The 26,775-nt window shown below is 61.8% G+C and carries 25 protein-coding genes; 7 read left to right on the top strand and 18 right to left on the bottom strand.

Features of this window, described 5'->3' with window-relative positions; translation table 11 throughout:
* Positions 1-119: 119 nt before the first annotated feature.
* The 4 genes from dnaX (at position 120) to recR (ending at position 4,397) form a co-directional block, all read left to right on the top strand.
* Entirely contained in the window at positions 120-2,168 is a 2,049-nt protein-coding gene (gene dnaX, locus BLR63_RS00620; RefSeq protein ID WP_010563852.1) for a DNA polymerase III subunit gamma/tau, read from the top strand.
* Positions 2,169-2,210: 42 nt separating this feature from the next.
* Positions 2,211-2,549 carry a YbaB/EbfC family nucleoid-associated protein gene (locus BLR63_RS00625; RefSeq protein WP_010563853.1) on the top strand — a complete coding sequence of 113 codons (339 nt, stop codon included), beginning with the start codon at positions 2,211-2,213 and terminating at the stop codon, positions 2,547-2,549.
* Positions 2,550-2,693: 144 nt separating this feature from the next.
* Positions 2,694-3,728, top strand: a complete 1,035-nt coding sequence (locus BLR63_RS00630) for an NADP-dependent oxidoreductase (protein ID WP_010563854.1) — start codon at positions 2,694-2,696, stop codon at positions 3,726-3,728.
* A 66-nt stretch (positions 3,729-3,794) separates the two neighbouring features.
* Positions 3,795-4,397 (top strand): recombination mediator RecR, encoded by a 603-nt coding sequence (recR, locus tag BLR63_RS00635; protein WP_010563855.1) that lies wholly within the window; start codon positions 3,795-3,797, stop codon positions 4,395-4,397.
* 59 nt (positions 4,398-4,456) lie between these two features.
* On the opposite strand, the gene BLR63_RS00640 is transcribed toward recR, so the two are convergent.
* The 16 genes from BLR63_RS00640 to ccoN (BLR63_RS00715) form a co-directional block, all read right to left on the bottom strand.
* The gene (locus BLR63_RS00640) at positions 4,457-5,005 is read right to left on the bottom strand and encodes an adenine phosphoribosyltransferase (protein ID WP_010563856.1); all 549 of its coding nucleotides are present in this window, start codon (positions 5,003-5,005) and stop codon (positions 4,457-4,459) included.
* Positions 5,006-5,081: 76 nt separating this feature from the next.
* Complete coding sequence (fnr, locus tag BLR63_RS00645) at positions 5,082-5,819, bottom strand: fumarate/nitrate reduction transcriptional regulator Fnr (RefSeq protein ID WP_010563857.1); 738 nt, start codon at positions 5,817-5,819, stop codon at positions 5,082-5,084.
* Positions 5,820-6,018: 199 nt separating this feature from the next.
* Positions 6,019-7,401 carry an oxygen-independent coproporphyrinogen III oxidase gene (hemN, locus tag BLR63_RS00650; protein ID WP_010563858.1) on the bottom strand — a complete coding sequence of 461 codons (1,383 nt, stop codon included), beginning with the start codon at positions 7,399-7,401 and terminating at the stop codon, positions 6,019-6,021.
* A 103-nt stretch (positions 7,402-7,504) separates the two neighbouring features.
* Positions 7,505-8,188 carry a sulfite exporter TauE/SafE family protein gene (locus BLR63_RS00655; protein ID WP_010563859.1) on the bottom strand — a complete coding sequence of 228 codons (684 nt, stop codon included), beginning with the start codon at positions 8,186-8,188 and terminating at the stop codon, positions 7,505-7,507.
* Positions 8,181-8,399 (bottom strand): cbb3-type cytochrome oxidase assembly protein CcoS, encoded by a 219-nt coding sequence (gene ccoS, locus BLR63_RS00660; protein WP_010563860.1) that lies wholly within the window; start codon positions 8,397-8,399, stop codon positions 8,181-8,183. Before ccoS ends, BLR63_RS00655 begins: the two co-directional genes overlap by 8 nt.
* Positions 8,400-8,421: 22 nt before the next feature.
* Positions 8,422-10,872 carry a heavy metal translocating P-type ATPase gene (locus BLR63_RS00665; protein ID WP_010563861.1) on the bottom strand — a complete coding sequence of 817 codons (2,451 nt, stop codon included), beginning with the start codon at positions 10,870-10,872 and terminating at the stop codon, positions 8,422-8,424.
* Positions 10,873-10,986: 114 nt separating this feature from the next.
* Positions 10,987-11,526, bottom strand: a complete 540-nt coding sequence (locus BLR63_RS00670) for a FixH family protein (protein WP_010563862.1) — start codon at positions 11,524-11,526, stop codon at positions 10,987-10,989.
* Between the two features lie 14 nt (positions 11,527-11,540).
* The gene (ccoG, locus tag BLR63_RS00675; protein WP_010563863.1) at positions 11,541-12,968 is read right to left on the bottom strand and encodes a cytochrome c oxidase accessory protein CcoG; all 1,428 of its coding nucleotides are present in this window, start codon (positions 12,966-12,968) and stop codon (positions 11,541-11,543) included.
* 336 nt (positions 12,969-13,304) lie between these two features.
* Positions 13,305-14,282, bottom strand: a complete 978-nt coding sequence (gene ccoP / locus BLR63_RS00680) for a cytochrome-c oxidase, cbb3-type subunit III (RefSeq protein WP_010563864.1) — start codon at positions 14,280-14,282, stop codon at positions 13,305-13,307.
* Positions 14,279-14,464: a CcoQ/FixQ family Cbb3-type cytochrome c oxidase assembly chaperone gene (locus tag BLR63_RS00685; RefSeq protein ID WP_003183474.1), complete on the bottom strand. Its 186-nt coding sequence runs from the start codon at positions 14,462-14,464 to the stop codon at positions 14,279-14,281. Before BLR63_RS00685 ends, ccoP (BLR63_RS00680) begins: the two co-directional genes overlap by 4 nt.
* Positions 14,465-14,470: 6 nt before the next feature.
* Complete coding sequence (gene ccoO / locus BLR63_RS00690) at positions 14,471-15,079, bottom strand: cytochrome-c oxidase, cbb3-type subunit II (protein WP_010563865.1); 609 nt, start codon at positions 15,077-15,079, stop codon at positions 14,471-14,473.
* Positions 15,079-16,521, bottom strand: a complete 1,443-nt coding sequence (gene ccoN, locus BLR63_RS00695; protein WP_010563866.1) for a cytochrome-c oxidase, cbb3-type subunit I — start codon at positions 16,519-16,521, stop codon at positions 15,079-15,081. The genes ccoO (BLR63_RS00690) and ccoN (BLR63_RS00695) overlap by 1 nt, the downstream gene beginning before the upstream one ends.
* Before the next feature lie 396 nt (positions 16,522-16,917).
* Entirely contained in the window at positions 16,918-17,865 is a 948-nt protein-coding gene (ccoP, locus tag BLR63_RS00700; RefSeq protein ID WP_010563867.1) for a cytochrome-c oxidase, cbb3-type subunit III, read from the bottom strand.
* Complete coding sequence (locus BLR63_RS00705) at positions 17,862-18,062, bottom strand: cbb3-type cytochrome oxidase subunit 3 (RefSeq protein ID WP_010563868.1); 201 nt, start codon at positions 18,060-18,062, stop codon at positions 17,862-17,864. Before BLR63_RS00705 ends, ccoP (BLR63_RS00700) begins: the two co-directional genes overlap by 4 nt.
* A gap of 3 nt (positions 18,063-18,065) precedes the next feature.
* Positions 18,066-18,674: a cytochrome-c oxidase, cbb3-type subunit II gene (gene ccoO / locus BLR63_RS00710; RefSeq protein WP_010563869.1), complete on the bottom strand. Its 609-nt coding sequence runs from the start codon at positions 18,672-18,674 to the stop codon at positions 18,066-18,068.
* A gap of 10 nt (positions 18,675-18,684) precedes the next feature.
* Positions 18,685-20,109 carry a cytochrome-c oxidase, cbb3-type subunit I gene (ccoN, locus tag BLR63_RS00715; protein WP_010563870.1) on the bottom strand — a complete coding sequence of 475 codons (1,425 nt, stop codon included), beginning with the start codon at positions 20,107-20,109 and terminating at the stop codon, positions 18,685-18,687.
* 79 nt (positions 20,110-20,188) lie between these two features.
* Here ccoN (BLR63_RS00715) and BLR63_RS00720 point away from each other — a divergent pair, with 79 nt between their 5' ends.
* Positions 20,189-20,881: an alpha/beta family hydrolase gene (locus BLR63_RS00720; RefSeq protein ID WP_010563871.1), complete on the top strand. Its 693-nt coding sequence runs from the start codon at positions 20,189-20,191 to the stop codon at positions 20,879-20,881.
* Between the two features lie 51 nt (positions 20,882-20,932).
* Here the strand turns inward: BLR63_RS00720 and BLR63_RS00725 are convergent, their stop codons facing one another.
* Entirely contained in the window at positions 20,933-22,498 is a 1,566-nt protein-coding gene (locus BLR63_RS00725; protein WP_010563872.1) for a methyl-accepting chemotaxis protein, read from the bottom strand.
* 110 nt (positions 22,499-22,608) lie between these two features.
* Positions 22,609-23,400, bottom strand: coding sequence for a CPBP family intramembrane glutamic endopeptidase (locus tag BLR63_RS00730; protein WP_010563873.1), 792 nt, complete (start codon positions 23,398-23,400; stop codon positions 22,609-22,611).
* Between the two features lie 431 nt (positions 23,401-23,831).
* On the opposite strand from BLR63_RS00730, the gene BLR63_RS00735 reads away from it, so the two are divergent.
* Both BLR63_RS00735 and aceK read left to right on the top strand, forming a co-directional pair.
* Positions 23,832-24,692 carry a DMT family transporter gene (locus BLR63_RS00735; protein ID WP_042946561.1) on the top strand — a complete coding sequence of 287 codons (861 nt, stop codon included), beginning with the start codon at positions 23,832-23,834 and terminating at the stop codon, positions 24,690-24,692.
* A gap of 310 nt (positions 24,693-25,002) precedes the next feature.
* The gene (aceK, locus tag BLR63_RS00740; protein ID WP_010563875.1) at positions 25,003-26,724 is read left to right on the top strand and encodes a bifunctional isocitrate dehydrogenase kinase/phosphatase; all 1,722 of its coding nucleotides are present in this window, start codon (positions 25,003-25,005) and stop codon (positions 26,722-26,724) included.
* Positions 26,725-26,775: the final 51 nt, after the last annotated feature.

A 26,775-nucleotide genomic window follows, 5' to 3' on the forward strand; every position in this document is an offset into this window, starting at 1 on the left:
CAGGCCTTTTCGGGGCCAATCGGGTGAGCTTAGTCAGATTAGGCGAGCGTGCCGGATGCAATTTCCCCCTTGCTCCGCTAGCATTACCGGCTTCCGCTTCTCAGTTGCGACGGTTTTCGATGAGTTATCAGGTTCTTGCACGTAAATGGCGTCCGCGCTCGTTCCGCGAAATGGTCGGCCAGACCCATGTGCTCAAGGCTCTGATCAATGCCTTGGACAGCCAGCGGCTGCACCACGCTTATCTCTTCACGGGCACCCGTGGGGTGGGCAAGACTACCATTGCGCGCATCATCGCCAAATGCCTTAACTGTGAAACTGGTATTACGTCGACGCCCTGCGGCACCTGTTCGGTGTGCCGGGAAATCGACGAAGGGCGTTTCGTCGACCTGATCGAGATCGACGCCGCGAGCCGTACCAAGGTCGAAGACACCCGTGAACTGCTGGACAACGTCCAGTACGCGCCGAGCCGCGGGCGCTTCAAGGTCTACCTGATCGACGAAGTGCACATGCTCTCCAGCCACTCGTTCAACGCTTTGTTGAAAACCCTGGAAGAGCCGCCGCCCTACGTCAAATTCATTCTGGCCACCACCGACCCGCAGAAACTTCCTGCGACAATTCTATCGCGGTGCCTGCAGTTTTCCCTGAAAAACATGACCCCCGAGCGCGTGGTCGAGCATTTGACCCATGTGCTGGGGGTCGAGAACGTCCCGTTCGAAGACGACGCCCTGTGGTTGCTCGGCCGCGCCGCCGACGGCTCCATGCGTGATGCCATGAGCCTCACCGACCAGGCCATCGCCTTTGGTGAAGGCAAGGTCATGGCCGCCGATGTGCGCGCCATGCTCGGTACCCTGGACCACGGCCAGGTATTCGATGTGCTCCACGCGCTGATCGAAGGCGACGCCAAGGCGCTGCTCGAAGCGGTGCGCCACTTGTCGGAGCAGGGCCCGGACTGGAATGGCGTGCTTTCGGAAATCCTCAATGTGCTGCACCGCGTCGCCATCGCCCAGGCCTTGCCGGAAGGTGTCGACAACGGCCATGGCGACCGCGACCGCGTGTTGGCCCTGGCCCAGGCGCTGCCGGCCGAAGATGTGCAGTTCTACTACCAGATGGGCCTGATCGGCCGGCGTGACCTGCCGTTGGCGCCGGATCCGCGCGGTGGTTTTGAAATGGTCCTGCTGCGGATGCTGGCCTTCCGGCCCGCCGACACGGCAGACGCGCCGAGGCAGCCGCTAAAGCCAGTGGGGATCAGCCAGGCCACAGTTGATTCCGCCAAACCAGTGGCTGGCGCGACGGTCGTTGCGCCAGTGGTTGCTGCACCTGTTGCGCCGGCGCCTGAACCAGCGCCCGTTATGGCGCCGCCAGTGGCTGCGCCGGAGCCGGTTGCGGCGCCCGCGCCTGTGGTCGACTTGCCTTGGAATGACCCGGTAGACGCCGAACCCGAACCCCCACTGCAGCCCGCCGTGGAGCCCGTACTGGAAACCGCCGGCGAGCAGCCCGAACTGACGCCGATGCCCACCCCGCTCCCCGACAGTGTGGTGCCGGATGCGCCGGAGTGGGTCGCCGCCCCCGTGCCGGAGCCGACGTTGGCCCAGGTGGAGGCCGCTGTCCCCGGTATCGACCTCGACGATGAGCCGCCGCTGGACGAAGACTACATCGAGCCGGACATGGATTCGGCCTACAGCTACCTGGACGACCTGGCCAGCGAACACACCGCCGAGCCAGCCCCCGAGCCCGACGTCGAGCCTGCCGCAGCACCGGCCACCGGCCTGGCCCTGCAATGGCTGGAACTGTTCCCGAAATTGCCGATCTCCGGGATGACCGGCAGCATCGCGGCCAACTGCACGCTGATTTCCATCGAGGGCGACCATTGGTTGTTGCACCTGGACCCGGCCCACAGCGCCCTGTTCAATGCGACCCAGCAGCGTCGCCTCAACGATGCCTTGAACCAGTACCATGAGCGCACGCTGACCATTACCATCGAGCTGATCAAGCCGGAGCAGGAAACCCCGGCCCAGGCCGCGACCCGTCGGCGTATCAACCGCCAGCGCGAGGCAGAAGAGTCGATCCACGCCGATCCGCTCATCCAGCAAATGATGCAACAGTTCGGCGCAGTCGTTCGCCAAGATACAATTGAACCTGTCGAAGCCCCGGTGTCCCAGGCGTCATGACACCGGGCTACTTATTGATCCACGTACTTTGAGGTGATTCCCATGATGAAAGGTGGCATGGCCGGCCTGATGAAGCAGGCGCAGCAGATGCAGGAAAAGATGGCCAAGATGCAGGAAGAATTGGCCAACGCCGAAGTCACCGGTAAAGCCGGTGGCGATATGGTCAGCGTGGTCATGACCGGTCGTCACGACATCAAGCGTGTGAGCATCGACCCAAGCGTATTGCCAGGCGCCAGCGAAGATGACCTGGAAATGCTCGAGGCGTTGTTCGCTGCGGCCGTCAATGACGCGGTGCGCAAGATCGAGGCCAACAGCCAGGACAAAATGTCCGGTGTGACCGCAGGCATGCAACTGCCGCCGGGTATGAAGCTGCCGTTCTGATCGGCCTGCTCTGACGGGCGGGAGCTACTAGACTCAAATGCCAGGCCAAGCGCCTGGCATTTTTGTTTACACCGATCCGATCGAACGTCGGCGCGGCAAGCATGGTCTGCACCCTATACCGATGGATTCGTCAAGGAGCCCCTGATGCCTCAAGAACCGATTCTTAACCAGCGCATTGTGCTGGTCTCGCGCCCCCAAGGTGCACCGACCCCGGAAAACTTCCGTCTGGAGCGCGTGACCCTGCCAGAGTTGGCGGACGGCCAGGTCCTGCTGAAAACCCTGTACCTGTCCCTCGATCCCTACATGCGCGGACGCATGAGCGACGCACCTTCCTACGCCGCACCGGTGGAAATCGACGAGGTGATGACCGGTGGTGCCGTCAGCCGTATCGAGCAGTCGCGTAATCCGAAATTCGAGGTGGGTGACCTAGTGGTCGGCTCGACCGGTTGGCAGAGCCACAGCATTTCCGATGGTCGCAACCTGATGCCGATGCCCAAGGGGCTGGCCCGTCCGTCCATGGCCCTGGGGGTATTGGGCATGCCGGGCATGACCGCCTACATGGGCCTGATGGACATCGGCCAGCCCAAGGTCGGGGAAACCCTGGTGGTCGCGGCGGCGTCCGGCGCGGTGGGCTCGGTGGTGGGGCAGGTGGCCAAGCTCAAGGGCTTGCGCGTGGTCGGGATTGCCGGTGGTGCCGACAAGTGCCGCTACGTGGTGGATGAGTTGGGCTTCGATGCCTGCATCGATCACAAAAGCGAGAACTTCGTCGATGAGCTGGCCCTGGCTTGCTTCAAAGGCGTGGATATCTACTTCGAGAACGTTGGCGGCAAGGTATTCGATGCCGTGATGCCTTTGCTCAACCCCAAGGCGCGCATTCCGTTGTGCGGGCTGATCGCCGGTTACAACACTCATCAACCGCCGAGCGGTCCCGACCGGTTGCCGGCGCTGCAACGTACCTTGCTGACCAAGCGTGTGCGCATCCAGGGTTTTATCGTGTTTGACGACTATGGCGATCGCCAGCCTGAGTTCCTCAGTGCGATGGCGCCGTGGGTGCGGGACGGCAAGATCAAGTTCCGCGAAGATGTGGTCGACGGCCTGGAGCAGGCGCCCGAAGCCTTTATCGGTTTGCTCGAAGGGCGCAACTTCGGCAAGTTGGTGGTGCGGGTCGCGCAGGATTGACCATTTGACGCTAATCCGGAGCGCGGGTATAAACCGCGTCTCGTCGTTTTGTCGGACCCATGCCCCATGAGCTTCAGCCCCTTGATTCGCCAACTGATCGACGCCCTGCGCACGTTGCCGGGCGTCGGCCAGAAAACCGCCCAACGCATGGCGCTGCAACTGCTGGAGCGCGACCGCAGCGGCGGCACCCGGTTGGCCCAGGCCCTGAGCCAGGCCATGACGGGCGTCGGTCACTGTCGCCAGTGCCGCACCCTCACCGAAGAAGAACTCTGCCCGCAATGCGCCGACCCGCGCCGTGACGACACACTGTTGTGTGTGGTGGAAGGTCCGATGGATGTGTACGCGGTGGAGCAGACCGGCTATCGCGGACGCTACTTCGTGCTCAAGGGCCATCTGTCACCGCTGGACGGCCTGGGCCCGGAAGCCATCGGCATTCCGCAACTGGTCAAGCGCATTGAAGAGCAGGGCACCTTCACCGAGGTGATCCTGGCCACCAACCCTACGGTTGAAGGTGAGGCGACGGCGCATTACATCGCGCAACTGCTGACCAACAAAGGCCTGATCACCTCGCGCATCGCCCATGGCGTGCCGTTGGGTGGCGAGCTGGAGTTGGTGGACGGCGGCACCCTGGCGCATTCGTTCGCAGGGCGCAAACCCATCGCGCTCTAAGGTCCCACGCAGTCCAAGGGGAGGGGGCTTGCTCCCGATAGCGCCGGTCCGGTCAATCGTTAACGATCAGTCAGCGCAAACTGTGTCAGGCAAAAAGTGGGAATCCCCATGTCTTCCAGGCGCTGCGAGCCGCCCAGCTCGGGCAGGTCGATGATCGACGCCGCTTCGAAAACTTTGGCACCCATGCGCCTTACCAGGTTGGCCGCCGCGATCAAAGTACCGCCGGTGGCGATCAGGTCATCGAATATCAGCACCGAATCGCCCTCGCACAGGCTGTCGGCGTGCACTTCCAGGAAGGCCTCGCCGTATTCGGTCTGATAACCCTCGGCCAGCACGTCGGCCGGCAGCTTGCCCTGCTTGCGAAACAGGATCAGCGGCTTGTTCAACTGGTAGGCGATGATCGAGCCGATCAGGAATCCTCGCGCATCCATCGCGCCGATATGGGTGAAGTCGGCTTCGACGTAGCGATGGACAAACGCGTCGGCCACCAGGCGCAGGGCCTTGGGCGACTGGAACAGCGGGGTGATATCACGAAAGATTACCCCAGGCTTGGGGAAGTCGATGACGGGACGGATCAGGGATTTGATGTCGAATGAATCGAAGGTCATCGTCGAGGAGTCCTGGCGGAAAACGGACCCCAAGTATACCCGCGGCCTCGCCGGTTGGCGCGGCCGCGGCGTTGGCCTATTGACCTTCCAGGGAGCCGCCGGCCAGGGCGCACAGCTGGATCGGGTCGAGGATGTGCACTTCCTTGCCTTCGGCGGCGATCAGCTCGTTCTGCTGGAAGCGGGTAAAGACGCGGGACACGGTTTCCACCGCCAGGCCCAGGTAGTTGCCGATTTCGTTGCGCGACATGCTCAGGCGGAACTGGTTGGCCGAGAATCCACGGGCCCGGAAGCGCGCCGACAGGTTGACCAGGAAGGTGGCGATGCGCTCGTCGGCGGTCTTCTTCGACAACAACAGCATCATCTGCTGGTCATCGCGAATCTCACGGCTCATCACGCGCATCAATTGGCGTCGCAGTTGCGGCAATTGCAGGGCCAGTTCGTCGAGGCGCTCGAAAGGGATTTCGCACACCGAAGTCGTTTCCAGGGCCTGGGCCGACACCGGGTGCATTTCGGTGTCCATGCCCGATAGCCCGACCAGTTCGCTCGGCAGGTGGAAACCGGTGATCTGTTCTTCGCCGCCATCGCTCAGGCTGAATGTCTTCAACGCCCCCGAACGTACTGCAAAGACGCAATCGAATTTGTCGCCCTGGCGAAAGAGAAACTCGCCCTTTTTCAACGGGCGGCCGCGTTTAACGATTTCGTCCAGCGCATCCATGTCTTCCAGATTCAGCGAAAGTGGCAGGCAGAGGGGGGCCAGGCTGCAATCCTTGCAATGAGCCTGGCTGTGAGCGCGCAGTTTGACTGGCTCGGACATTTCTTAAATCCTTGTGGGAAAGCACACATAAGACGTAAGGGTACCGCACTGTAGGACTCGGAGGCCAGTGTGTACAGAAAAGCCGCGCAGGTATAAAGATTTGTGTCTTGGTGCGTATCTCACTTGGGTTTCATGAGGGATAGCCGAGGCTGCAGGCTTCGCGCAGGGCTTCAGCCAAGCCCTGGCATTTGCGAAACCATCAGATCACCCGGGAAAAACGCTGCCGGTTCTGGTGCTCCAGGTAAGCATCGAAAACCATGCACACCGAACGCACCAGCAGGCGGCCGGCCGGCAGTACGCGGATACCCTGTGCATCCAGCTCGATCAGGCCGTCTTGCGCCATGGCCTCGAGTTGCGGCCACACGTCGTCGAAGTACCCACGAAAATCAATGTTGAAGGCTTGTTCGATGTGTTCGAACGTCAGGCTGAAATTGCAGATCAACTGCTGAATCACTTCCCGGCGCACGCGATCGTCCGGGGTGCACAGCAAGCCCCGGCTGGTGGCCAGTTGTGCGCTGGCGAGGGCGTTCTGGTAGCCGTTGAGGTCACTGGTGTTCTGGCAGTACAAGTCACCGATCTGGCTGATGGCCGATACGCCAAGGCCGATCAGGTCGCAATGGCCATGGGTGGTGTAGCCCTGGAAATTGCGTTGCAGGGTGCCTTCTTCCTGGGCGATGGCGAGCTCGTCGTCCGGTAGGGCGAAATGGTCCATGCCGATGTAGCGATAGCCGGCCTGGGTCAGTTGCTCGATGGTGGTTTGCAACATCAGCAGCTTGGCCGCCGGCGACGGCAGGTCTTCGCTGTTGATGCGCCGCTGGGGCATGAAACGCTCCGGCAGGTGGGCGTAGTTGAACACCGAGAGGCGGTCCGGTTGCAGCTTGATCACTTCCTCTACGGTACGCGCGAAATTGATCGGCGTTTGCTTGGGCAGGCCATAGATCAGGTCGATATTGATCGAGCGATACTGCAGGGTCCGCGCCGCATCGATCACCGCGCGGGTTTCTTCCAGGCTTTGCAGGCGGTTGACCGCGCGTTGGACCTCCGGGTCGAGGTCTTGCAAGCCGATGCTCACGCGGTTGAAGCCCAGTTCGCGCAGCAGGCCCATGGTGGCCCAGTCGGCTTCGCGCGGATCGATCTCGATGCCATAGTCGCCAGAGTCATCATCCAGCAGATTGAAGTGCTGGCGCAGGCAACTCATGACCTGACGCAGTTCATCGTGGCTGAGAAACGTCGGGGTGCCGCCGCCGAAGTGCAGTTGTTCGACCGGTTGCTTGGGGTCGAGGTGGCAGGCCACTTGCTGGATTTCTTGCTCCAGGCGCAGCAGATAGGCGTGCGCGCGACCACGGTCCTTGGTGATGACCTTGTTGCAGGCGCAGTAGTAGCAAATATTCGCGCAGAACGGCACGTGCACATACAGCGATAACGGCCGCACGGCCTTGCGACTGTCGCGCAGGGCGTGGAGCAGGTCGAAGGTTCCGACCCGGCTGTCGAATTGTACGGCGGTGGGGTAGGACGTGTAGCGTGGTCCCGCCAAGTCGTAGCGGTGAATCAGATCGGTGTCCCAACGAATGGCGTCGAGCATGCGGGCGTTCCCCCGGATAGGCTAATAGGCCGAGTCTAGGGGCGTGGCTGATGGGGCATCTTGATTTGCGTCAACGGGGAGCGGCGCTATGCCACATGGCCTTCTAGTGGCCCATTAGCCAGTGCTGATGCGGCCCGGGCAATGTCCACACGCCGAACAGGATAACCAGCAACCCTCCGGCCATGCGCACACTGCGTTTGCGTAATAACGCGGTGACGCGCTCGGCGGCCAGCCCGGTCGCCAGCAGCACCGGCCAGGTGCCCAGGCCGAACGCGAGCATCAGTAGTGCACTGTCCAGGGCATTGCCTTGGCTGGCGGCCCACAACAGGGTGCTGTAGACCAATCCGCACGGCAACCAGCCCCACAATGCGCCCAGCAGCAGGGCGCGAGGCAGGCTGGACACCGGCAGCAAACGGTTGGCGACAGGTTGTATGTAGCGCCACAGTCCGCGACCGAGGCTTTCGACACGAGTCAGGCCACTCCACCAGCCGGCCAGGTACAGGCCCATGCTGATCAGCAGCAAACCGGCGAGCACGCGCATGAACATCGCCGCCGGGCTGTTGGCCACGGCCCTGCCCGCCAGGCCGATCAACAGGCCGGCCGTGGCATAGCTGAGGATGCGTCCCAGGTTGTACGCCAGCAGCAGGCCAAATCGCCGGCTGCGTTGTTCCTTGGGAATCGCCAGGGTCAGCGCGCCCATCAGCCCGCCGCACATGCCCAGGCAATGGCCGCCGCCGAGTAGGCCCAGGATCAGCGCGGAGACCAGCAGCGGCGCCAGGTCAAGCATGGGGTGGGTCTTTGGGCGTGGTTGGCGGCTCGGGGTCGTTGGCTTCGTCGACGGCGGCCAGATGGTTCGGGTCCTGGTCGTCGAACAGCACGCTGTGGGCCGGACCGTCGAGGTCGTCGTACTGGCCGCTGTCGACCGCCCAGAAAAAGATGTAGATGGCGACGCCCACCAACAACAGTGCCGCCGGAATCATGATGTATAGAGCTGGCATCTGTACTCCAGGTCCACGCGGCTCAAGCCGGCTGTGGACGGGTTACCAAAGGGGCGCTGTCGGTCTGCGGACTCGGCAGGCGAGTCAGGCGCAGGGCGTTGAGCACCACGGTCAACGAGCTGAGGGACATGCCGATGGCTGCCCAGATCGGCGTGATCCAACCCAGGGCGGCAAACGGCAACATCAGGCCATTGTACAGCCCGGCCCACAGCAGGTTTTCAATGATTACCCGACGCGTGCGCCGTGCCAGGGTAAAGGCCTGTACCAGGGCGTCGAGGCGGTTGGACAGCAGTACCGCGTCGGCGCTGGTTTTGGCCAGGTCGGTGGCCGAGCCCATGGCGACGCTGATATCGGCGGCGGCGAGCACCGGCACGTCGTTGACGCCATCGCCGAGCATCAGCACCTTGCGGCCTTCCTGGTGCAGCCGTTGCAGTACCTGCAGCTTGTCGTCGGGGCGCAGGCCGCCGTGGGCTTCGTCGATGCCCAATTCAGCCGCGACACTGGCGACCATCGGCGAGCTGTCCCCGGACAGCAGCAACGTGCGCCAGCCACGCGCCTTGCACGCCGCCAGCAATGCCGGGGCGTCGCTGCGCAGGCGGTCGTCCAGCACGAACCAGGCGAGGGCGCCGTGTGGGTCGCCCAGCAGCAACCATTGGCCAGCTTCCTCCGGCGCGGCAGGAATCGGGCAACCGCTGAGTTCGCAGACAAAACCGGGCTGGCCGATGCGCAGCAGGCGTTCACCCACATGGCCTTCCAGCCCCAGGCCCGGCGTGCTGAGCACTTCATCGGCGGCCAGCGGCGCACGGCCGAAAGCCCGGGCGATCGGGTGTTCGGAGCGGTTCTCCAAGGCAGCGGCGAGGCCCAGGCAGGTGTCGCTGTTCAGGCTGCCCAGGGGCCGGATGGCTCTCAACGCCAGGCGGCCTTCGGTGAGGGTGCCGGTTTTGTCGAAAATCACCGTGTCGATCTGGTTCAGGCCTTCCAGCACATGGCCGCGGGTCAGCAACAGCCCGAGTTTGTGCAGGGTGCCGGTGGCGGCGGTGAGGGCGGTCGGCGTGGCCAGGGACAGCGCGCAGGGGCAGGTCGCGACCAGCATTGCCAGGACGATCCAGAATGCGCGGGATGAATCCAGCTCCCACCACAGCAGACCGATGACCGCGGCGGCGATCAGCGAGCCCAGCAGGAACCATTGCGCGGCGCGATCGGCGATCTGGGCCAGGCGCGGTTTTTCGGCCTGGGCCCGCTCCAGCAGGCGCACGATAGCGGACAGGCGGGTGTCATGGCCCAGGGCGCGGACTTCGACACTCAAGGCGCCTTCGACGTTGAGGGTGCCCGCCGTGACGCTATCGCCCACCTGCCTGGGTTGCGGCAGGTACTCACCGGTGAGCAGGGATTCATCGATGCTGGATTGGCCGTCGAGGATCACCCCATCCGCCGGCAATACTGCGCCGGGATGCACCAGCACGCGGTCGCCGAGTGCCAGTTCGCTGAGCAGGATGCGTTCGCTCTGACCGTCCGCTTTCAGGCGCAGGCACGAGGCGGGCAGCAGGTTGACCAACTGGGCGGTGGCCGCCGCCGTACGTTCCCGGGCGCGGCGTTCCAGGTAGCGACCGGCCAGCAGGAACAGCGCGAACATGCCGACGGCATCGAAGTACAACTCGCCCACCCCGGTGATCGCGGTCCAGATCCCCGCCAGGTAAGCGCCGCCAATCGCCAGGGATACCGACACGTCCATGGTCAGGTGGCGGGTGCGCAGGTCACGCAGGGCGCCTTTGAAAAACGGCGCGCAGCTGTAGAACACGATGGGGGTGGTCAGAAACATCGCGACCCAGCGCAGGATGACGTGCAGCTCCGGGCTCAGGTCGATATTGAATTCCGGCCAGGTGGCCATGGTGGCCATCATCGCCTGAAACCACAGCAGACCGGCAACCCCCAGTTGGCGCAGGGCCAGGCGGTTTTCGTTAGCCAGTTGCTCGGCTGCGCGGTCGGCCTGGTAAGGGTGGGCGGCATAGCCGATGTGGCGCAGCTCGCTGAGCAGCTGGCTCAAGGGCAATTGCCCATCGGCCCAGCGTACTTGCAGGCGATGGTTGGACAGGTTCAGCCGCGCCTCGGCCACGGCGGGCAGGCGGCGCAGATGTTTTTCGATCAGCCAGCCGCAGGCGGCGCAGCTGATGCCTTCCATCAGCAGGGTGGCTTCGGCGAGATCGCCGCTGTGGTGCACGAAGGGTTTTTGCACGTCGGCCCGGTCGTACAGGGCCAATTCGTCCACCAGTTGCACCGGCAGCGTCTCAGGGTTGGCCGAGGCTTCGCTGCGGTGCTGGTAATAGCTTTCCAGCCCGCCTGCCACGATCGCTTCGGCCACCGCCTGGCAGCCCGGGCAGCAGAGCTCGCGGCACTCACCGAGAATCACGGCGGTGAAGCGGCTACCGGGCGGAACGGGCAGGGCGCAGTGGTAGCAGGGGGTTGGGGTGGTCATGGTTCAGGATCTTTGGTGGCTGGGTGGGCCTCATCGCGAGCAAGCCCGCGCCCACAGGGGAACACGTTCCGGATGTGGGCGCGGGCTTGCCGGCGATGCGCGAAGCGCGGGCGTTTAGTTCTTCAGGTCTTCGGCACCTTGCAACGGTTCATCACCCAACATCAAGTCCTTGTCATGGCTGATCTGTTCTTCTTCGAACATGCGCCAGGTGCGGTCGCCTTCCACGCCAAGCAGTTCGACGAAGCGCCGGCCTTCGACTTTGTCGGTGAGCTGGCCGATGTAGCGACCGGGCTCGCTGTCATTGCGGGCCAGGTTGATCTTGCGGTCCTTCTCCGGCTGGGTCGGGGAAATCAGGTTCAGTTCCAGGGTTGTCGGGTTGCTGTTGCCGGTCAGGTGCACCTCGACTTCGCCGGTCAACTCGTCCAGGCGCACCTTGGCGTGCAGTTGCAGGGTCTGGGCCAGCAGTTCGCGGTCCAGGGAGCGGTTGATGCCTTTGCCGGCCTCGTAGTAGTTGTCGTTGACCAGGTTGTCCGGGTTGTTCACCGCGATGGTCACCATGGACAAGGTCAAGGTCACCGAGCAGGCCAGGATGCCAATGATGATCCAGGGCCAGAGGTGCTTGTACCAAGGGCTTGCGGCAGTAGCTACGGACATTGTTCGACTCTCTATTAACGAACTTGTGGGCCGATGAATCGGCTCTTGGCTTCAACACGAACGCTGGCGTCGTCGGCGTCCTGGAGGATGAACTTCACCTCGTTGGTGCTCGATGGCAATTGCTCCGGCGCGCTCGACAGTTCTACCGGCATGCTGGCGATCTCGCCAGCGGCCACTTTGATTTCGCGACGTCCTTGCAGTTTGAGGTCTGGCAGGCCAGCGGCGTCGAGCACATAGCTGTGGTCGCGCTGGTCCTTGTTCATGATCTTCAGGCTGTAGACGTTCTCGATGCGCCCTTCGGCATTTTCTCGGTACAGCACGCGGTCCTTGCTGACGTCGAAACCGACCAGTGGGCGTATGAAAAATGCCGTGGCCAACAGGCTCATCATGGTCAGCAATACCAGCGCATAGCCGATCAGGCGTGGACGCAGCTTGTGGGTCTTCTGCCCCGACAGGTTGTGTTCGGTGGTGTAGCTGATCAGGCCGCGCGGGTAGTCCATCTTGTCCATGATGGTGTCGCAGGCGTCGATGCAGGCTGCGCAACCGATGCACTCGATCTGCAGGCCGTCACGGATGTCGATACCGGTGGGGCATACCTGCACGCACATGGTGCAATCGATGCAATCGCCCAGGCCCTGGGCCTTGTAGTCGGCGCCTTTTTTACGCGGGCCACGCACTTCGCCACGGCGTGGATCGTAGGAGACGATCAGGGTGTCCTTGTCGAACATCACGCTCTGGAAGCGTGCATACGGGCACATATAGATGCACACCTGTTCGCGCAGCCAGCCGGCGTTGCCGTAGGTGGCGAGGGTGAAGAAGCCGACCCAGAAATACGACCAGCCATCGGCCTGGCCGGTGAAGAAGTCGAACACCAGTTCGCGGATCGGCGAGAAGTAACCGACGAAGGTCATGCCGGTGACGAAGCCGATCAGCAGCCACAGCGTGTGCTTGCTGAACTTGCGCAAGAATTTGTTCGCGCCCATGGGCGCCTTGTCCAGCTTGATGCGTTGGTTGCGATCGCCTTCGGTGACCTTTTCGCACCACATGAAGATCCACGTCCACACGCTTTGCGGGCAGGTATAGCCGCACCATACGCGTCCGGCGTAGACAGTGATAAAGAACAGGCCAAACGCAGCTACGATCAGCAGACCCGAGAGCAGGATGAAGTCCTGGGGCCAGATGGTCGTGCCGAAAATGAAGAACTTACGCTCCGGCAGGTCCCACCATACTGCCTGGTGCCCGCCCCAGTTCAGCCACACCGTGCCGAAGTAGAGCAGGAACAAGACCGCGCCGCCGAGCATGCGCAGGTTGCGGAACAGGCCGGTGAAGGCACGGGTGTAGATTTTTTCCCGCGACGCATAGAGATCGACAGTCTTACTGTCTGCGCTGTTCGGGGTTTTGGCAGGCGGGGTAACGTCATGTACCGGTATCTGGTTGCTCATCATTGCATCCCACGGCGGTGGAGATTTGCCTCGGCCAGTGCGTGCCAACCGGGGTCAAATGAAGGGTCTTGCAGTGGCGTAATGATACGCCCCCGATAGTGTACAAGGGGTGCGACCTTTGGTCGCGTTGGGGAAAATCAATTGATGGTGTACGTGATCTGGATCAATTGACTTGTGAAGTATGGACGGTTTTTGCCGGCTCAACCTTCAAGACACTGGCATTCCAATGTGGGAGGGGCTTGCTCCCACATTTTGGAATTCCCACATTGGATTTGTTCATGGCAATAAAAAAGGCCCGTCACCTTTCAATGAGCGGGCCTTTGTTGCTGCTCCGACTTACTGCTCTTCAGCCTTCTTATCCCCATGGGACAGGCTGTAAACATACGCGGCCAGCAGGTGCACCTTGTCATTGCCTTGCAACAGTTCCTGCGCCGGCATCTGGCCTTGGCGGCCATAGCGGATGGTCTGCTGCAGTTGAGCGAAGCTCGAACCGTAGATGAACGCACCCGGATGGGTCAGGTCGGGCGCGCCCATGGCCGGGGTGCCTTTGCCTTGTGGGCCGTGGCAGGCTACGCAGTTGGCGGCGAAGAGTTTCTCACCGTTGGCTGCGTCGGCCTTGGTGCCTTCCGGCAACGGGCGTCCATCCAGTTTGGTCACGACGAATGCAGCCACGTCGCTGACGCCCTGTTCCGTGAGGACATCCAGCCAGGCCGGCATCATGGCATGGCGACCTTTCATGATGGTTTCCTTGATGGTCAGCGGCTCGCCGCCCCAACGCCAGTCGGCATCGGTCAGGTTGGGAAAGCCGTAGGCGCCCTTGGCGTCGGAGCCGTGGCATACCGAGCAGTTGGAGGCGAACAGGCGACCGCCCATCTTCAGGGCTTGCGGGTCCTTGGCGACCTCTTCAATGGGCATCGAAGCGAATTTGGCGAAGATCGGCCCGAACTTGGCATCCGACCTGGCCATTTCCTTTTCCCATTCGTGCACGCCTGTCCAGCCGGTCTGGCCGTTGGCGAAGGCGATTTGCTTGTCGTTGTCGAGGTAGTCGTAGCCCGGCAGCAGGCCTTTCCAGTTGCCCAGGCCAGGGTACAGCGCCAAGTAGCCGAGGGCGAAGACGATGGTGCCGACGAACAGCATGAACCACCATTTTGGCAGCGGGTTGTCATACTCCTCGATGCCATCGAACGAGTGGCCGACGGTCTCGTCGGTCTGCTCGCTGCGCTGGCCCCTTTGGGTCGACAGCAGCAGCCAGGTCAGGGCGAAGATGGTACCCAGACTGAGGACTGTGACGTACAGACTCCAGAACGTAGTCATTCTTTGTTACTCCTAGAAGCTTGCTCGACGTGCTTGATGGCTTCGGGATCATCCGCAAAGGGCAACAGGGTCGCGTCGTCAAACTCTGACTTGCGCTTGGGGCTGAAGACCCACAACGCCAGGCCGATAAAGGCCACCATCACCACAACGGTGCCCAGGCCACGAATCATCCCGATATCCATGAAGAATCACCGTTTGCTTTTGATGATGGTGCCAAGGCCTTGCAGATAGGCCACCAATGCGTCCATTTCGGTCTTGCCCTTCACGGCTGCTGATGCACCGGCGATGTCTTCGTCGGTGTAGGGCACGCCCAGGGTGCGCAAGACTTCCATCTTCTTCGCGGTGTCCTTGCCGTCGAGCTTGTTTTCCACGAGGAACGGGTACGCCGGCATTTTCGATTCAGGCACGACGTTGCGCGGGTTGTACAAGTGCGCGCGCTGCCAGTCATCGGAGTAACGCCCGCCGACACGCGCCAGGTCCGGGCCGGTGCGCTTGGAACCCCACAGGAACGGGTGGTCCCACACACTTTCACCGGCGACCGAATAGTGGCCGTAGCGTTCGGTTTCGGCGCGGAACGGACGGATCATCTGCGAGTGGCAGCCGACACAGCCGTTGGCGATGTAGACGTCGCGACCTTCCAGTTCAAGGGCGGTGCGTGGCTTCATGCCTTCGACCGGCTTGTTGGTGACGTCCTGGAAGAACAGCGGAACGATCTGGGTCAGGCCGCCGATACTCACGGCGATGACCATGAAGAAGGCCAGCAGGCCGATATTCTTCTCGACTACTTCATGCTTCATCAGTGGGCTCCCACAACGGCGATCTTGGCGGCGGCTTCGGCTTCTGCAGGGTCCGAGGCACGCACGGTGCGCCAGACGTTGTAGGCCATGAACAGCATGCCGGAGGCAAAGAACGCACCGCCCAGGGCGCGGACGATGTAGCCCGGATGGCTGGCTTGCAGCGCTTCGACGAAGGAGTAGGTGAGGGTGCCATCATCGTTGATCGCACGCCACATCAGGCCCTGGGTGATGCCGTTGACCCACATCGAGGCGATGTAGAGCACGGTGCCGATGGTGGCCAGCCAGAAGTGCGTGTTGATCAGACCGACGCTGTGCATCTGCGCACGCCCGAAGATTTTCGGGATCATGTGGTACAGCGCGCCGATGGAAATCATCGCTACCCAACCGAGTGCGCCGGCGTGTACGTGGCCGATGGTCCAGTCGGTGTAGTGGGACAGGGAGTTGACGGTCTTGATCGCCATCATCGGCCCTTCGAAGGTCGACATGCCGTAGAACGCCAGGGAGACGACGAGGAAACGCAGGATCGGGTCGGTGCGCAGCTTATGCCAGGCGCCCGACAGGGTCATCATGCCGTTGATCATGCCGCCCCAGCTCGGGGCCAGCAGGATGATCGACATCGCCATGCCCAACGACTGTGCCCAGTCCGGCAACGCGGTGTAGTGCAAGTGGTGGGGACCGGCCCAGATGTACAGGGTGATCAGCGCCCAGAAGTGCACGATGGACAGGCGATACGAGTAAATAGGACGTTCGGCCTGCTTGGGTACGAAGTAGTACATCATCCCCAGGAAACCGGTGGTGAGGAAGAACCCCACGGCGTTATGCCCGTACCACCACTGGATCATCGCATCCGTCGCCCCGGCGTAAGCCGAATAGGACTTGAACAGGCTGACCGGCAACGATGCATGGTTGACGATGTGCAACATCGCCGTCACCAGGATGAAGGCCCCGTAGAACCAGTTGCCCACATAGATGTGCTTGGTCTTGCGCTTGACGATGGTGCCGAAGAACACCACGGCGTAGACCACCCACACGATCGCCAGCAAAATGGCGATGGGCCATTCCAGCTCGGCGTATTCCTTGGTGGTGGTGTAGCCCAGCGGCAACGTAATGCCGGCGCCCACGATCACGGCCTGCCATCCCCAGAAGGTGAAGGCCGCGAGGCTGTCAGAGATCAGTCGCGTCTGGCAGGTTCGCTGCACGACATAGTAGGAGGTGGCAAACAATGCACATCCGCCGAAGGCGAAAATCACCAGGTTGGTATGCAGGGGGCGCAGGCGACCGAAGGTCGTCCATGGCAAGCCGAAATTCAACTCCGGCCATACCAGTTGCGAGGCGATGAACACCCCGAGCCCCATGCCAAGGATCCCCCAGACCACCGTCATGATGGCGAACTGGCGGACTACCTTATAGTTATAAGCAGTCGGACTGATTGCTGTGCTCATTCTAAGGTTCCACGGTTTAGGTTTTTTTATAGGTCAAATCGGCCGCAAGTATGTAGAAAGCAAGGGGTCATTGCAACGCAATGACTGACCTGTATCAATGCGTTCCACGCCAGATTCTGCGCCCTTTCCCTGTTTTGCGTAAGGACAAAATCCGAAATCAAAAGCTGATCGAGTAGACAGGAAATTTTCAGGGTCGCAACGATTGTCGTTGCGTACGCCAGGATCAGTCCGCTGTGCAAGCAAGCGTAGACCCGAATGGCAGGAGGGGAAAGTTGTGCTTTAGAGGGGTGCGACACTCGGTCGCGTAGAAGAGGGCGGTTCAGTCAAGCGTAAGCAATGAATCTGTGGCGAAGGAGCAAGAGAGCTGCCGCCCCGAAGCGGGGCGGCAGTCAGCGGTTACTGAGCCTGGCTTTCTGGCGTTGCGCCATCAGCGTTATGGGAGAGGCTGTAAACGTAGGCGGCGAGCAAGTGCACCTTGTCGTTGCCTTGCAACACTTCCTGCGCCGGCATCTGACCTTGGCGGCCATAGCGGATCGTCTGCTGCAACTGCGCCAGACTGGTGCCGTAGATGAAGCCGGCTGGCAGCGTCAGGTTCGGCGCACCCATGGCTTCCGTGCCGTGGCCTTGCGGACCGTGGCAGGCTACACATGTGGTGTTGAAGGTGGCTTGGCCAGCGGCCAGGTCGGCGGTGCTGTCAGCCGGCAAAGGCAGTTTGGCCAGATCGTGACGGACATAGGCGGCGACGTTTTTGACGCCCTCGTCGCCCAGCATTTCACCCCAGGCCGGCATCGCCGCGTGGCGACCGTTCATGATGGTGGTCTTGATCGTGTCGGCCGAGCCGCCCCAGCGCCAGATATTGTCGGCCAGGTTCGGGAAGCCAAAGGCGCCCTTGGCATCGGAGCCGTGGCACACCGCGCAGTTGGAAGCAAACAGGCGACCGCCCATTTTCAGCGCTTGCGGGTCTTTCGCGACTTCTTCCACCGGCATCGCCGAGAATTTGGCGAAGATCGGCCCGAACTTGGTGTCAGCCTTGGCCATCTCCTTTTCCCACTCTTTGGCCGACGTCCAACCGTCTTCATAGCCCGGCAGCACGCCTTTCCAGTTGCCCAGGCCCGGATAGAGGATCAGGTAGCCGACGGCAAACACCAGGGTGCCGGCGAATAGCATGAACCACCACTGGGGCAGCGGGTTGTCATATTCCTCAATGCCATCGAAGGCGTGGCCCATGGTCTGGTCGACACTGCCCTTGGTCTCGCCCTTGCGGGTGCCGATCAAGAGCCAGGTCAGGCCGATCAGGCTGCCGAGGGTCAGTACGCAGATCCATGTACTCCAGAAGGTAGTCATGGCCGGTTGCTCCTTGTTACAGGCTCTTCTTGAGCGTCGGATGAAGTGGGTTCGTCGGCGAAGGGCAGCAGGCGCGCCTGCTCGAATTCCGCATTGCGCCGATTGTTGAACACCCACAGCGACAGGCCGATAAAGGCAATGGCCACTACCAGGGTGCCTAGGCCGCGGATGGTGCCCGCATCGAATTCAAATCCCATGGCTCACCTCTTGCTCTTGATGGCGGTACCGAGCACTTGCAGGTACGAAACCAGCGCGTCCATCTCGGTCTTGCCCTTGAGGCTGGCGACGGCGCCACTGATGTCGTCGTCGGTGTACGGCACGCCAAGGGTGCGCATCACTTTCAACTTGGTCTCGGTGTGGCTGCTGTCGACCGCAGCGTTCACCAACCATGGGTAGGCCGGCATCTTCGACTCAGGCACTACGTTGCGCGGGTTGTACAAGTGCGCGCGGTGCCAGTCGTCCGAGTAACGTGCGCCGACGCGTGCCAGATCCGGCCCGGTGCGCTTGGAACCCCACAGGAACGGGTGGTCCCACACGCTTTCGCCGGCGACCGAGTAATGGCCGTAGCGTTCGGTTTCGGCGCGGAACGGACGGATCATCTGCGAGTGGCACTGTACGCAGCCTTCGCGGATGTAGATGTCACGGCCTTCCAGTTGCAGCGCGGTGTAGGGCTTCATGCCTTCAACCGGCTTGTTGGTCACGTCCTGGAAGAACAGCGGGACGATCTGGGTCAGGCCGCCGATGCTCACGGCGAGCACCATGAGCAGCATTAGCAGGCCGACGTTCTTTTCAATCGTTTCGTGTTTCATCACTGACTCCTCAGGCCATTTGCGCGACAGGGGCGTCTTCGACAGGTTGTGCCGAGCGCACGGTGCGCCATGTGTTGTATGCCATCAGGAACATGCCGCTGAGGAACACCGCACCGCCCACCAACCGCACGACGTAGCCTGGGTGGCTGGCCACCAGGGTTTCGACGAAAGAGTAGGTCAGCGTGCCGTCTTCGTTGATCGCGCGCCACATCAGGCCCTGAGCGATACCGTTGACCCACATCGAGGCGATGTAGAGCACGGTGCCGATAGTGGCCAGCCAGAAGTGCGCGTTGATCAGGCCGACGCTGTACATCTGCTGGCGACCGAAGACTTTCGGGATCATGTGGTACAGCGCGCCGATGGAGATCATCGCCACCCAGCCCAGAGCGCCGGCGTGTACGTGGCCGATGGTCCAGTCGGTGTAGTGGGACAGCGAGTTGACGGTCTTGATGGCCATCATCGGCCCTTCGAACGTCGACATGCCATAGAACGCCAGCGAGACCACCAGGAAGCGCAGGATCGGGTCGCTGCGCAACTTATGCCAGGCGCCCGACAGGGTCATCATGCCGTTGATCATGCCGCCCCAGCTTGGCGCCAGCAGCACCAGGGACATCACCATGCCCAACGACTGTGCCCAGTCCGGCAACGCGGTGTAGTGCAGGTGGTGCGGACCGGCCCAGATGTACAGGGTGATCAGCGCCCAGAAGTGCACGATGGACAGGCGATAGGAATACACCGGACGTTCGGCTTGCTTGGGTACGAAGTAGTACATCATCCCCAGGAAGCCGGCGGTCAGGAAGAAACCTACAGCGTTATGCCCATACCACCACTGCACCATGGCATCCGTCGCACCGCCGTACAGCGAGTAGGACTTGGTCAGGCTGACCGGGATTTCCAGGTTGTTGACGATATGCAGGATAGCCACGGTGATGATGAACGCACCGAAGAACCAGTTACCGACATAGATATGCTTGGTGTTGCGCTTGGCCACTGTGCCGAAAAACACAATGGCGTAGGCGACCCAGACAATGGTGATCAGGATATCGATCGGCCATTCCAGCTCGGCGTATTCCTTGGAACTGGTGTAACCCAGCGGCAAGGTGATCGCTGCCAGGACAATGACCAGTTGCCAGCCCCAGAAGCAGAACTGGGCGACTTTCGGCGCGAACAGTTGGGTCTGGCAGGTGCGCTGCACCGAGTAGAAGGAGCTGGCAAACAGCGCACAACCCCCGAAGGCGAAGATCACCGCGTTGGTATGCAGCGGGCGCAAGCGGCCGAAGCTGGTCCAAGGCAAGTCAAAGTTGAGTGCAGGCCACACCAATTGGGCCGCGAGAAAAACCCCGAGCCCCATGCCGACGATGCCCCACACCACCGTCATAATGGCGAATTGGCGGACCACCTTGTAGTTATAGGCGGTGCTTAATGTAGTGTTCATGGTTCCCCATCCACGGTTCAACCCAAGCAGATGCGGCACTTGGGCTGGAGTTATAGGCAGACTAAATAGCGAGGCAAGCATGGGCAAAGAGCACAAGGCCAGTATTGACGGGGATCAATGGGCGCGGTGTGTGCAGGAACATGGCTGGCTGTGGGATGCCGCGTCGGGCGCCGAGGGCCGTCCACCGGTCACCCTGATCCTGGCCCACGGCGCGGGCGCACCGATGGACTCAGCCTTCATGAGCGACATGGCTGCACGCCTTGCTGCGCATGGCGTCAACGTGTTGCGCTTCGAGTTTCCCTACATGGCGCAGCGGCGCGTGGACGCAGGCAAACGCCCCCCGAACCCGGCGCCGAAACTGTTGGAGAGTTGGCGCGAGGTGTATGCCGAAGTGCGACGCCATGTCGCTGGGAAACTGGCCATTGGCGGCAAGTCCATGGGCGGGCGCATGGCCAGTTTGCTGGCGGACGAATTGGGCGCCGATGGGCTGGTCTGCCTGGGCTATCCGTTCTATGCGGTGGGCAAGCCGGAAAAACCCCGGGTCGAGCACCTGGCCGGGCTGAAGACGCCGACGCTGATCGTGCAGGGTGAGCGCGATGCACTGGGCAATCGGGCGGCGGTGGAAGGGTATGCGTTAGCGCCGGGCATCGAGGTGATGTGGTTGGTGGCCGGCGATCATGATCTGAAGCCGTTGAAGGCGTCGGGGTTTAGTCATGAGCAGCATTTGGAGGCGGCGGCGGGGAAGGTGGCTGGGTTTCTCGGCGCCTGTTGAGGCTCTATCGGGAGCAAGCCCTGTGGTAAGGGGCTTGCTCCCGATAGCGATCTACCGGTTAAAACGCTCTACCAGCGAATACTGGGTATGCGCCGTATGCGTCAGCTCTTCACTCAATTGCGCCGAGTTCAGCGCTTGCTCTGAGGTTTGATCCGCCAACAGCGCAATGGTGCTGATATTGCGGCTGATCTCTTCGGCCACCGAGCTTTGCTCTTCGGTGGCTGCCGCGATCTGGGTGGTCATGTCGGTGATGTTGGCTACCGCTTCGCTGATGCCCACCAGCGCCTGGTCCGCCTCCATCACCTTCGCAACGCCCTCTTCGGCCTGGCGATGCCCGGCGTCCATGGTTTGTACGGCGGCGGCAGCGGTCTGCTGCAGTTTGGCGATCAGCGTGTGGATCTGCCCGGTCGATTCTGCGGTACGTTGCGCCAATTGGCGCACTTCATCGGCCACCACCGCGAAACCACGGCCCATCTCACCGGCGCGGGCTGCTTCGATCGCTGCGTTGAGCGCCAGCAGGTTGGTCTGGTCGGCAATGCCTTTGATCACGTCGACCACGCCGCCGATTTCGTCGCTGTCCTTGGCCAGTTGGGTGACGGTCACGCCCGTCTCACCGACGGCCACCGACAGACGCTGGATCGCCTCGCGGGTTTCCCCGGCGATATCGCGACCGCGGCCGGTCAGGCGATTGGCTTCCTGGGTCGCATCTGCGGTGCGCTGCACATGGCTGGCCACTTCCTGGGTGGTCGCCGCCATCTGGTTGACCGCCGTGGCCACCTGTTCGGTTTCTACGCGCTGACGCTCCAGGCCGCTGGAGCTGTTATGCGCCAGAGTGTTGGACTGCGCGGCCTGATCGTTCAGGTGTTCGGCGGTGTCCTGCAAGCGCGTGAGACAGGTCTTCAGACGCGCCTCCTGGCTGAGGATCGACATCTCCAGGCGCGCTTGTGCGCCGCGGCTGTCGGTATACATCTGTGCGATCAACGGATCGGAGGTGGTCTGCTCGGCCAGGCGCAGGAGGCGCTTGAGGCCGCGCTGTTGCCAGCTCAGGCCCAACAGGCCCAACGGCACCGACAGCCCGGCGGCCAAGGCAAAGCCCCAGTGGGAGTTGAGCGACGCACCGATCATGAAGCTCAACTGGCTGACCAGGATAAACGGCAGCCAGTCCTGTAGCACCGGCAGCCACTTGTCGCGCCGGGGAATGGCCGACTTGCCCTGATTGATACGGTGGTAGAGCGCTTCGGCGCGGCGGATCTGCTCAGCGGTGGGCTTGATGCGCACCGATTCGTAGCCGACCACCTGGCTGCCTTCGAAGACCGGCGTCACATAGGCGTTCACCCAATAGTGATCGCCCGTCTTGCAGCGGTTCTTGACGATGCCCATCCATGGCAAGCCTTGCTTGAGCGTGGACCACATATGCGTGAATACTGCCGCCGGAACATCCGGGTGGCGCACCAGGTTGTGCGGGGCACGGACCAGTTCGTCGCGGGAAAACCCACTGATTTCGACGAAAGCGTCGTTGCAGTAGGTGATCACACCCTTGGCATCCGTGGTGGAAATCAACCGTTGCTGAGCGGGGAAAGTTCGCTCGCGTTGGGTAACGGGCTGGTTATTACGCATAGTTATTCTAATCCGCAAGGCTTTCAGGGAGTATCGGCCAAGGCGGGGGTTTATTTAACTTAATTTTGTACCAATCAGCGGGTCGAACGTCCCGCGCCTGCGGGGGCGCATCATCCCGCCAGCATCGGATACGTAAACAACCCAAAATGAAGCAAATTCAAACCAAAATGCGTGGCAACCGCCGCACCCAGCCCGCCAAATCGATAAGCCATGCCGTAACCCACCCCGGCGATGCTCGCTAGTAACACCCAATGCCAGCCCGCGCCCACGTGCACCAGGCCGAATAGCAGCGATGCCAGCAGCAGCGCGAGGTTGTCGCCGTAGGGCAGGTGTTTGAAGCGCCGGCTCAGGCCGCCTTGCACGTAGCCGCGGAACAGGGCTTCTTCCACCAGGGTCACCAGCAGCAGGTTGTTGAGCATCCACAGCCAGGCCTGTTCCGGCCATTTCGGTGCCCAGTTGATAACGCCCAGTAACGTGGCGCCGCCCAGTGCGGCGATGGCGGTCAGGGTCAGGGCCAGGGCGGTCACGCAGATCGACAGGCGCAGGGCGCGGCGCGCGACGATCCACGGGCAGGCCAGCAGCAGCCAGAAACCGATCAGCGGTTTGTCCTGGTTCAGATACATCGAGAAGGGCACGGCGTCGGCGGTCAAGCGTTGCGGGGCGATGCCGCGGCCGTTGTAGAAACCCGGCAGCCAGTGCATCGCCAGGCTCAGGGCCAGCACGATGAATAAGCCGTGGCCAATGGCGCGCGCCCAAGGGGTCCGTTGCTGGCGTACTGCATATCCGGCAATCAGCAGCAGGGCCACGGAGACTGCCGCCAGCGCACCCAGTTGGCCGTAGACCAGCGCCAGGACATAGCCGATGGACAGCAGGGCGAGGTACAGCCAGGGCAAAGTGGCCATGTGAAATCCTTGGAAAAAAACGGACGCTAGTATAGCGAGCGGACTCCACTGCCAAGATGAAAAAGCCGCCATGGGAAAGTGGCTCATGGAGTGATTGCAAAACATGTCTGCGGCTGGTTATAGTCGGCGCGTCTTCATCTCCTCAAAAGATCAGCCCATGCCTGCATTCCTGTGCATAGCGGTAGTCGATTCAGCGTCCAGCGCTGTGGTCGTGCCGTGCGGGAACCTTCAGCCTGTGCAGATCAGTCACTACCCCCCACCTGTCAGTAGCACGCCGGTGTACGCAGTCGTATCACCGCCGGGTGTCGGCATTTCGGGCTGATCAGCTGATGGCTGTTCCCGTGTGCCTGCCTGAAACAAACCTACTGGGCTGAACCTTCGCGTTTTGGCTTTTGCTGAATCGGCTTTTTGCCTGATTACAGGTGGTAACCATGTCTGTCATATCGAAACAATCCGTGGCCGCGGCGGCCTCGACGAGCCTGTTTGTATTGCTGTGGAGCAGCGGGGCGATTTTCTCCAAGCTGGGCCTGGCCCATGCGTCGCCCTTCGCTTTTTTGCTGATCCGTTTTGCCATTGCCCTGGCTGGGTTGGTGATACTGGTACCGATCCTCAAGCTGAAACTGCCACGCCCCGGCAAGCCACTGTTATATGCGGCGACAACGGGGCTGGTGCTGTTGGGGGCGTACCAGATCTTCTATCTGCTGGCCCTGGACCTCAACGTCACACCGGGCGTGATGGCGACCATCATGGGCGTGCAGCCGATCCTGACCGTGGTGGTGATGGAACGCCAGCGCTCCTGGCGCCGGATGTTCGGCCTGGGCCTGGGGTTGGCGGGGTTGATCATGGTGGTGTACCAGGGCATCGGGCTGTCGGGGATGTCCCTGGCCGGGATGCTCTTCGGCTTGCTGGCCCTGGCCAGCATGACCTTTGGTTCGATCATGCAAAAGCGCATCACCGATAACCCCTTGGGCACGCTGCCCGTGCAATACCTGGCGGGGCTGTTGTTGTGCGCGGTGTTCGTGCCGTTCCAGCCGTTCCACTTCGAACACAACGCCAGCTTCTACCTGCCGGTGCTATGGATGGGCCTGGTGGTGTCGCTGCTGGCGACGCTATTGCTGTACCGCCTGATCGCCCGGGGCAATCTGGTCAATGTCACTAGCCTGTTCTACCTGGTACCGGCGGTGACAGCCGTGATGGATTACCTGATCTTCGGCAACCGGCTCGCGTTGTTGAGCGTGCTGGGGATGGGGTTGATCATCATTGGCCTGATCTTTGTGTTCCGTAGAGGCTGACCACCGGACACGCTGTAGGGGCAGGCATGCGCCTACAGCGTTTTGGCCAATTGCAACGACAACCCACATGCCAGTCGCCCCAACGGGCGCGCCGATGGTGCTATAGGCAAACGGCTCGACCCAATCACGGACTGCAGGGCAAATCCCACCCCCCGCCTGCCCTGGCGGATTGGCGCATTGGCCGCAGATAAGCCCCATCAATCCACGAAATGCACGAAAGTCCACAACCCGGCATGCTAAATGACTGCTTCTCCTGCCTTCGCTCACTGGCTAAGCTCTGGCTTCCAGATGCCCGTTCGAGGTTTTCCGCATGTCGCAACCCACGCCTGCCCTCGCTATCGCCCGTACCATCCTCGAAGGCTTCGACGATTACCGCGAGCACTTCCGCCAGATCACCGATGGCGCCCGTGAGCGCTTTGAAAAGGCCCAGTGGCAACAAGGGCAGGCGGCTTCGGCGGCGCGTATCAACCTGTACGAAGAAAAAGTCAGTGAAGTGACTGCACGGCTGCGGGAGAACTTCGCTGAGGCTGTCTTGCTCGACATCGATGCCTGGCCCCTGGTGAAAAGCGCCTACATCGGCCTGATCGACCTGCGCTTTGACGATGAGCTGTCCGAGACCTGGTACAACTCGATCTTCTGCGGTCTGTTCAGCCACGACCTGATCAGCGACGGCTGCATGTTCGTCCACACCACGCGACCAAGCCTGCGCCGGGCGAGGGCGGCGCAAACCCGGATCTACACGCCGGTCGGCAGGATTTCCGACATGCTGGGGCAGATTTTCGCCGACTACAGCTTCAGCGAGCCCTATGCGGATCTGTCGGCCGACCTGCGTCGCATCGAAGCGCAACTGCGCGAGAACCTGCCGGACTGGGTGTGCAAGGACCCGGACCTGAAGGTCGAGCTGTTTTCCTCGGTGCTCTACCGCAACAAGGGCGCTTACCTGGTCGGGCGTATCTATACCCACGACGAGCAGTGGCCCCTGGTCATCCCGCTGCTGCACCGCGAAGGGCAGGGCATCCAGATCGATGCGTTGATTACCGACGAAGCCGATGTGTCGATCATTTTTTCCTTCACCCGCTCCTACTTCATGGTCGACGTGCCGGTGCCGGCGGAATTCATCGGTTTCCTCAAACGCATCCTGCCGGGCAAGCACATTGCCGAGCTGTACACCTCGATCGGCTTCTACAAGCACGGCAAGTCGGAGTTCTATCGCGCCCTGATCAACCACCTGGCCACCACTGACGATCAATTCATCATGGCCCCCGGTGTGCGCGGCATGGTCATGAGCGTGTTCACGCTGCCGGGCTTCAACACGGTGTTCAAGATCATCAAGGACCGCTTTTCGCCGTCGAAAAACGTCAACCGCGCCACGGTGATCGAGAAGTACCGCCTGGTCAAAAGCGTCGACCGCGTCGGGCGCATGGCTGATACCCAGGAGTTCGCCGATTTCCGCTTCCCGTTGAGCAAGTTCGAGCCCGAATGCCTGGCCGAATTGCTCGATGTGGCCGCCGGCACCGTCGAAGTCGAAGGCGACACCGTGCTGATCCGCCACTGCTGGACCGAACGGCGCATGACCCCGCTCAATCTCTACCTCGAAAACGCCAACCCCGCCCAGGTCCGCGAAGCCCTGGAAGACTATGGCCTGGCGATCAAGCAACTGGCGGCAGCGAACATCTTCCCCGGCGACATGCTGCTCAAAAACTTCGGCGTCACCCGCCATGGCCGCGTCGTGTTCTACGACTACGACGAGATCTGCTACCTCACCGAAGCCAACTTCCGCCACATCCCCGCACCGCGCACACCGGAGGATGAAATGGCCTCCGAACCCTGGTATTCCATCGGCCCGCTGGATGTGTTCCCGGAAGAGTTCCCGCCGTTCCTGTTCGCCGACGCCGGCCAACGCAAGCTGTTCAATGAACTGCATGGCGAGTTGTACAACGCCGACTACTGGAAAGGGCTGCAGGATGCGATTCGCGCCGGCAAGGTCATCGATGTGTTCCCGTACCGGCGCAAGGAGCGGTGTGGTGAATAATGTTACAAAAAACGGTGTTGGGTGATGATTGGCATTTATTTTTGCGGTCTG

This window comes from Pseudomonas extremaustralis (genome assembly GCF_900102035.1).
Classification (GTDB): domain Bacteria; phylum Pseudomonadota; class Gammaproteobacteria; order Pseudomonadales; family Pseudomonadaceae; genus Aquipseudomonas; species Aquipseudomonas extremaustralis.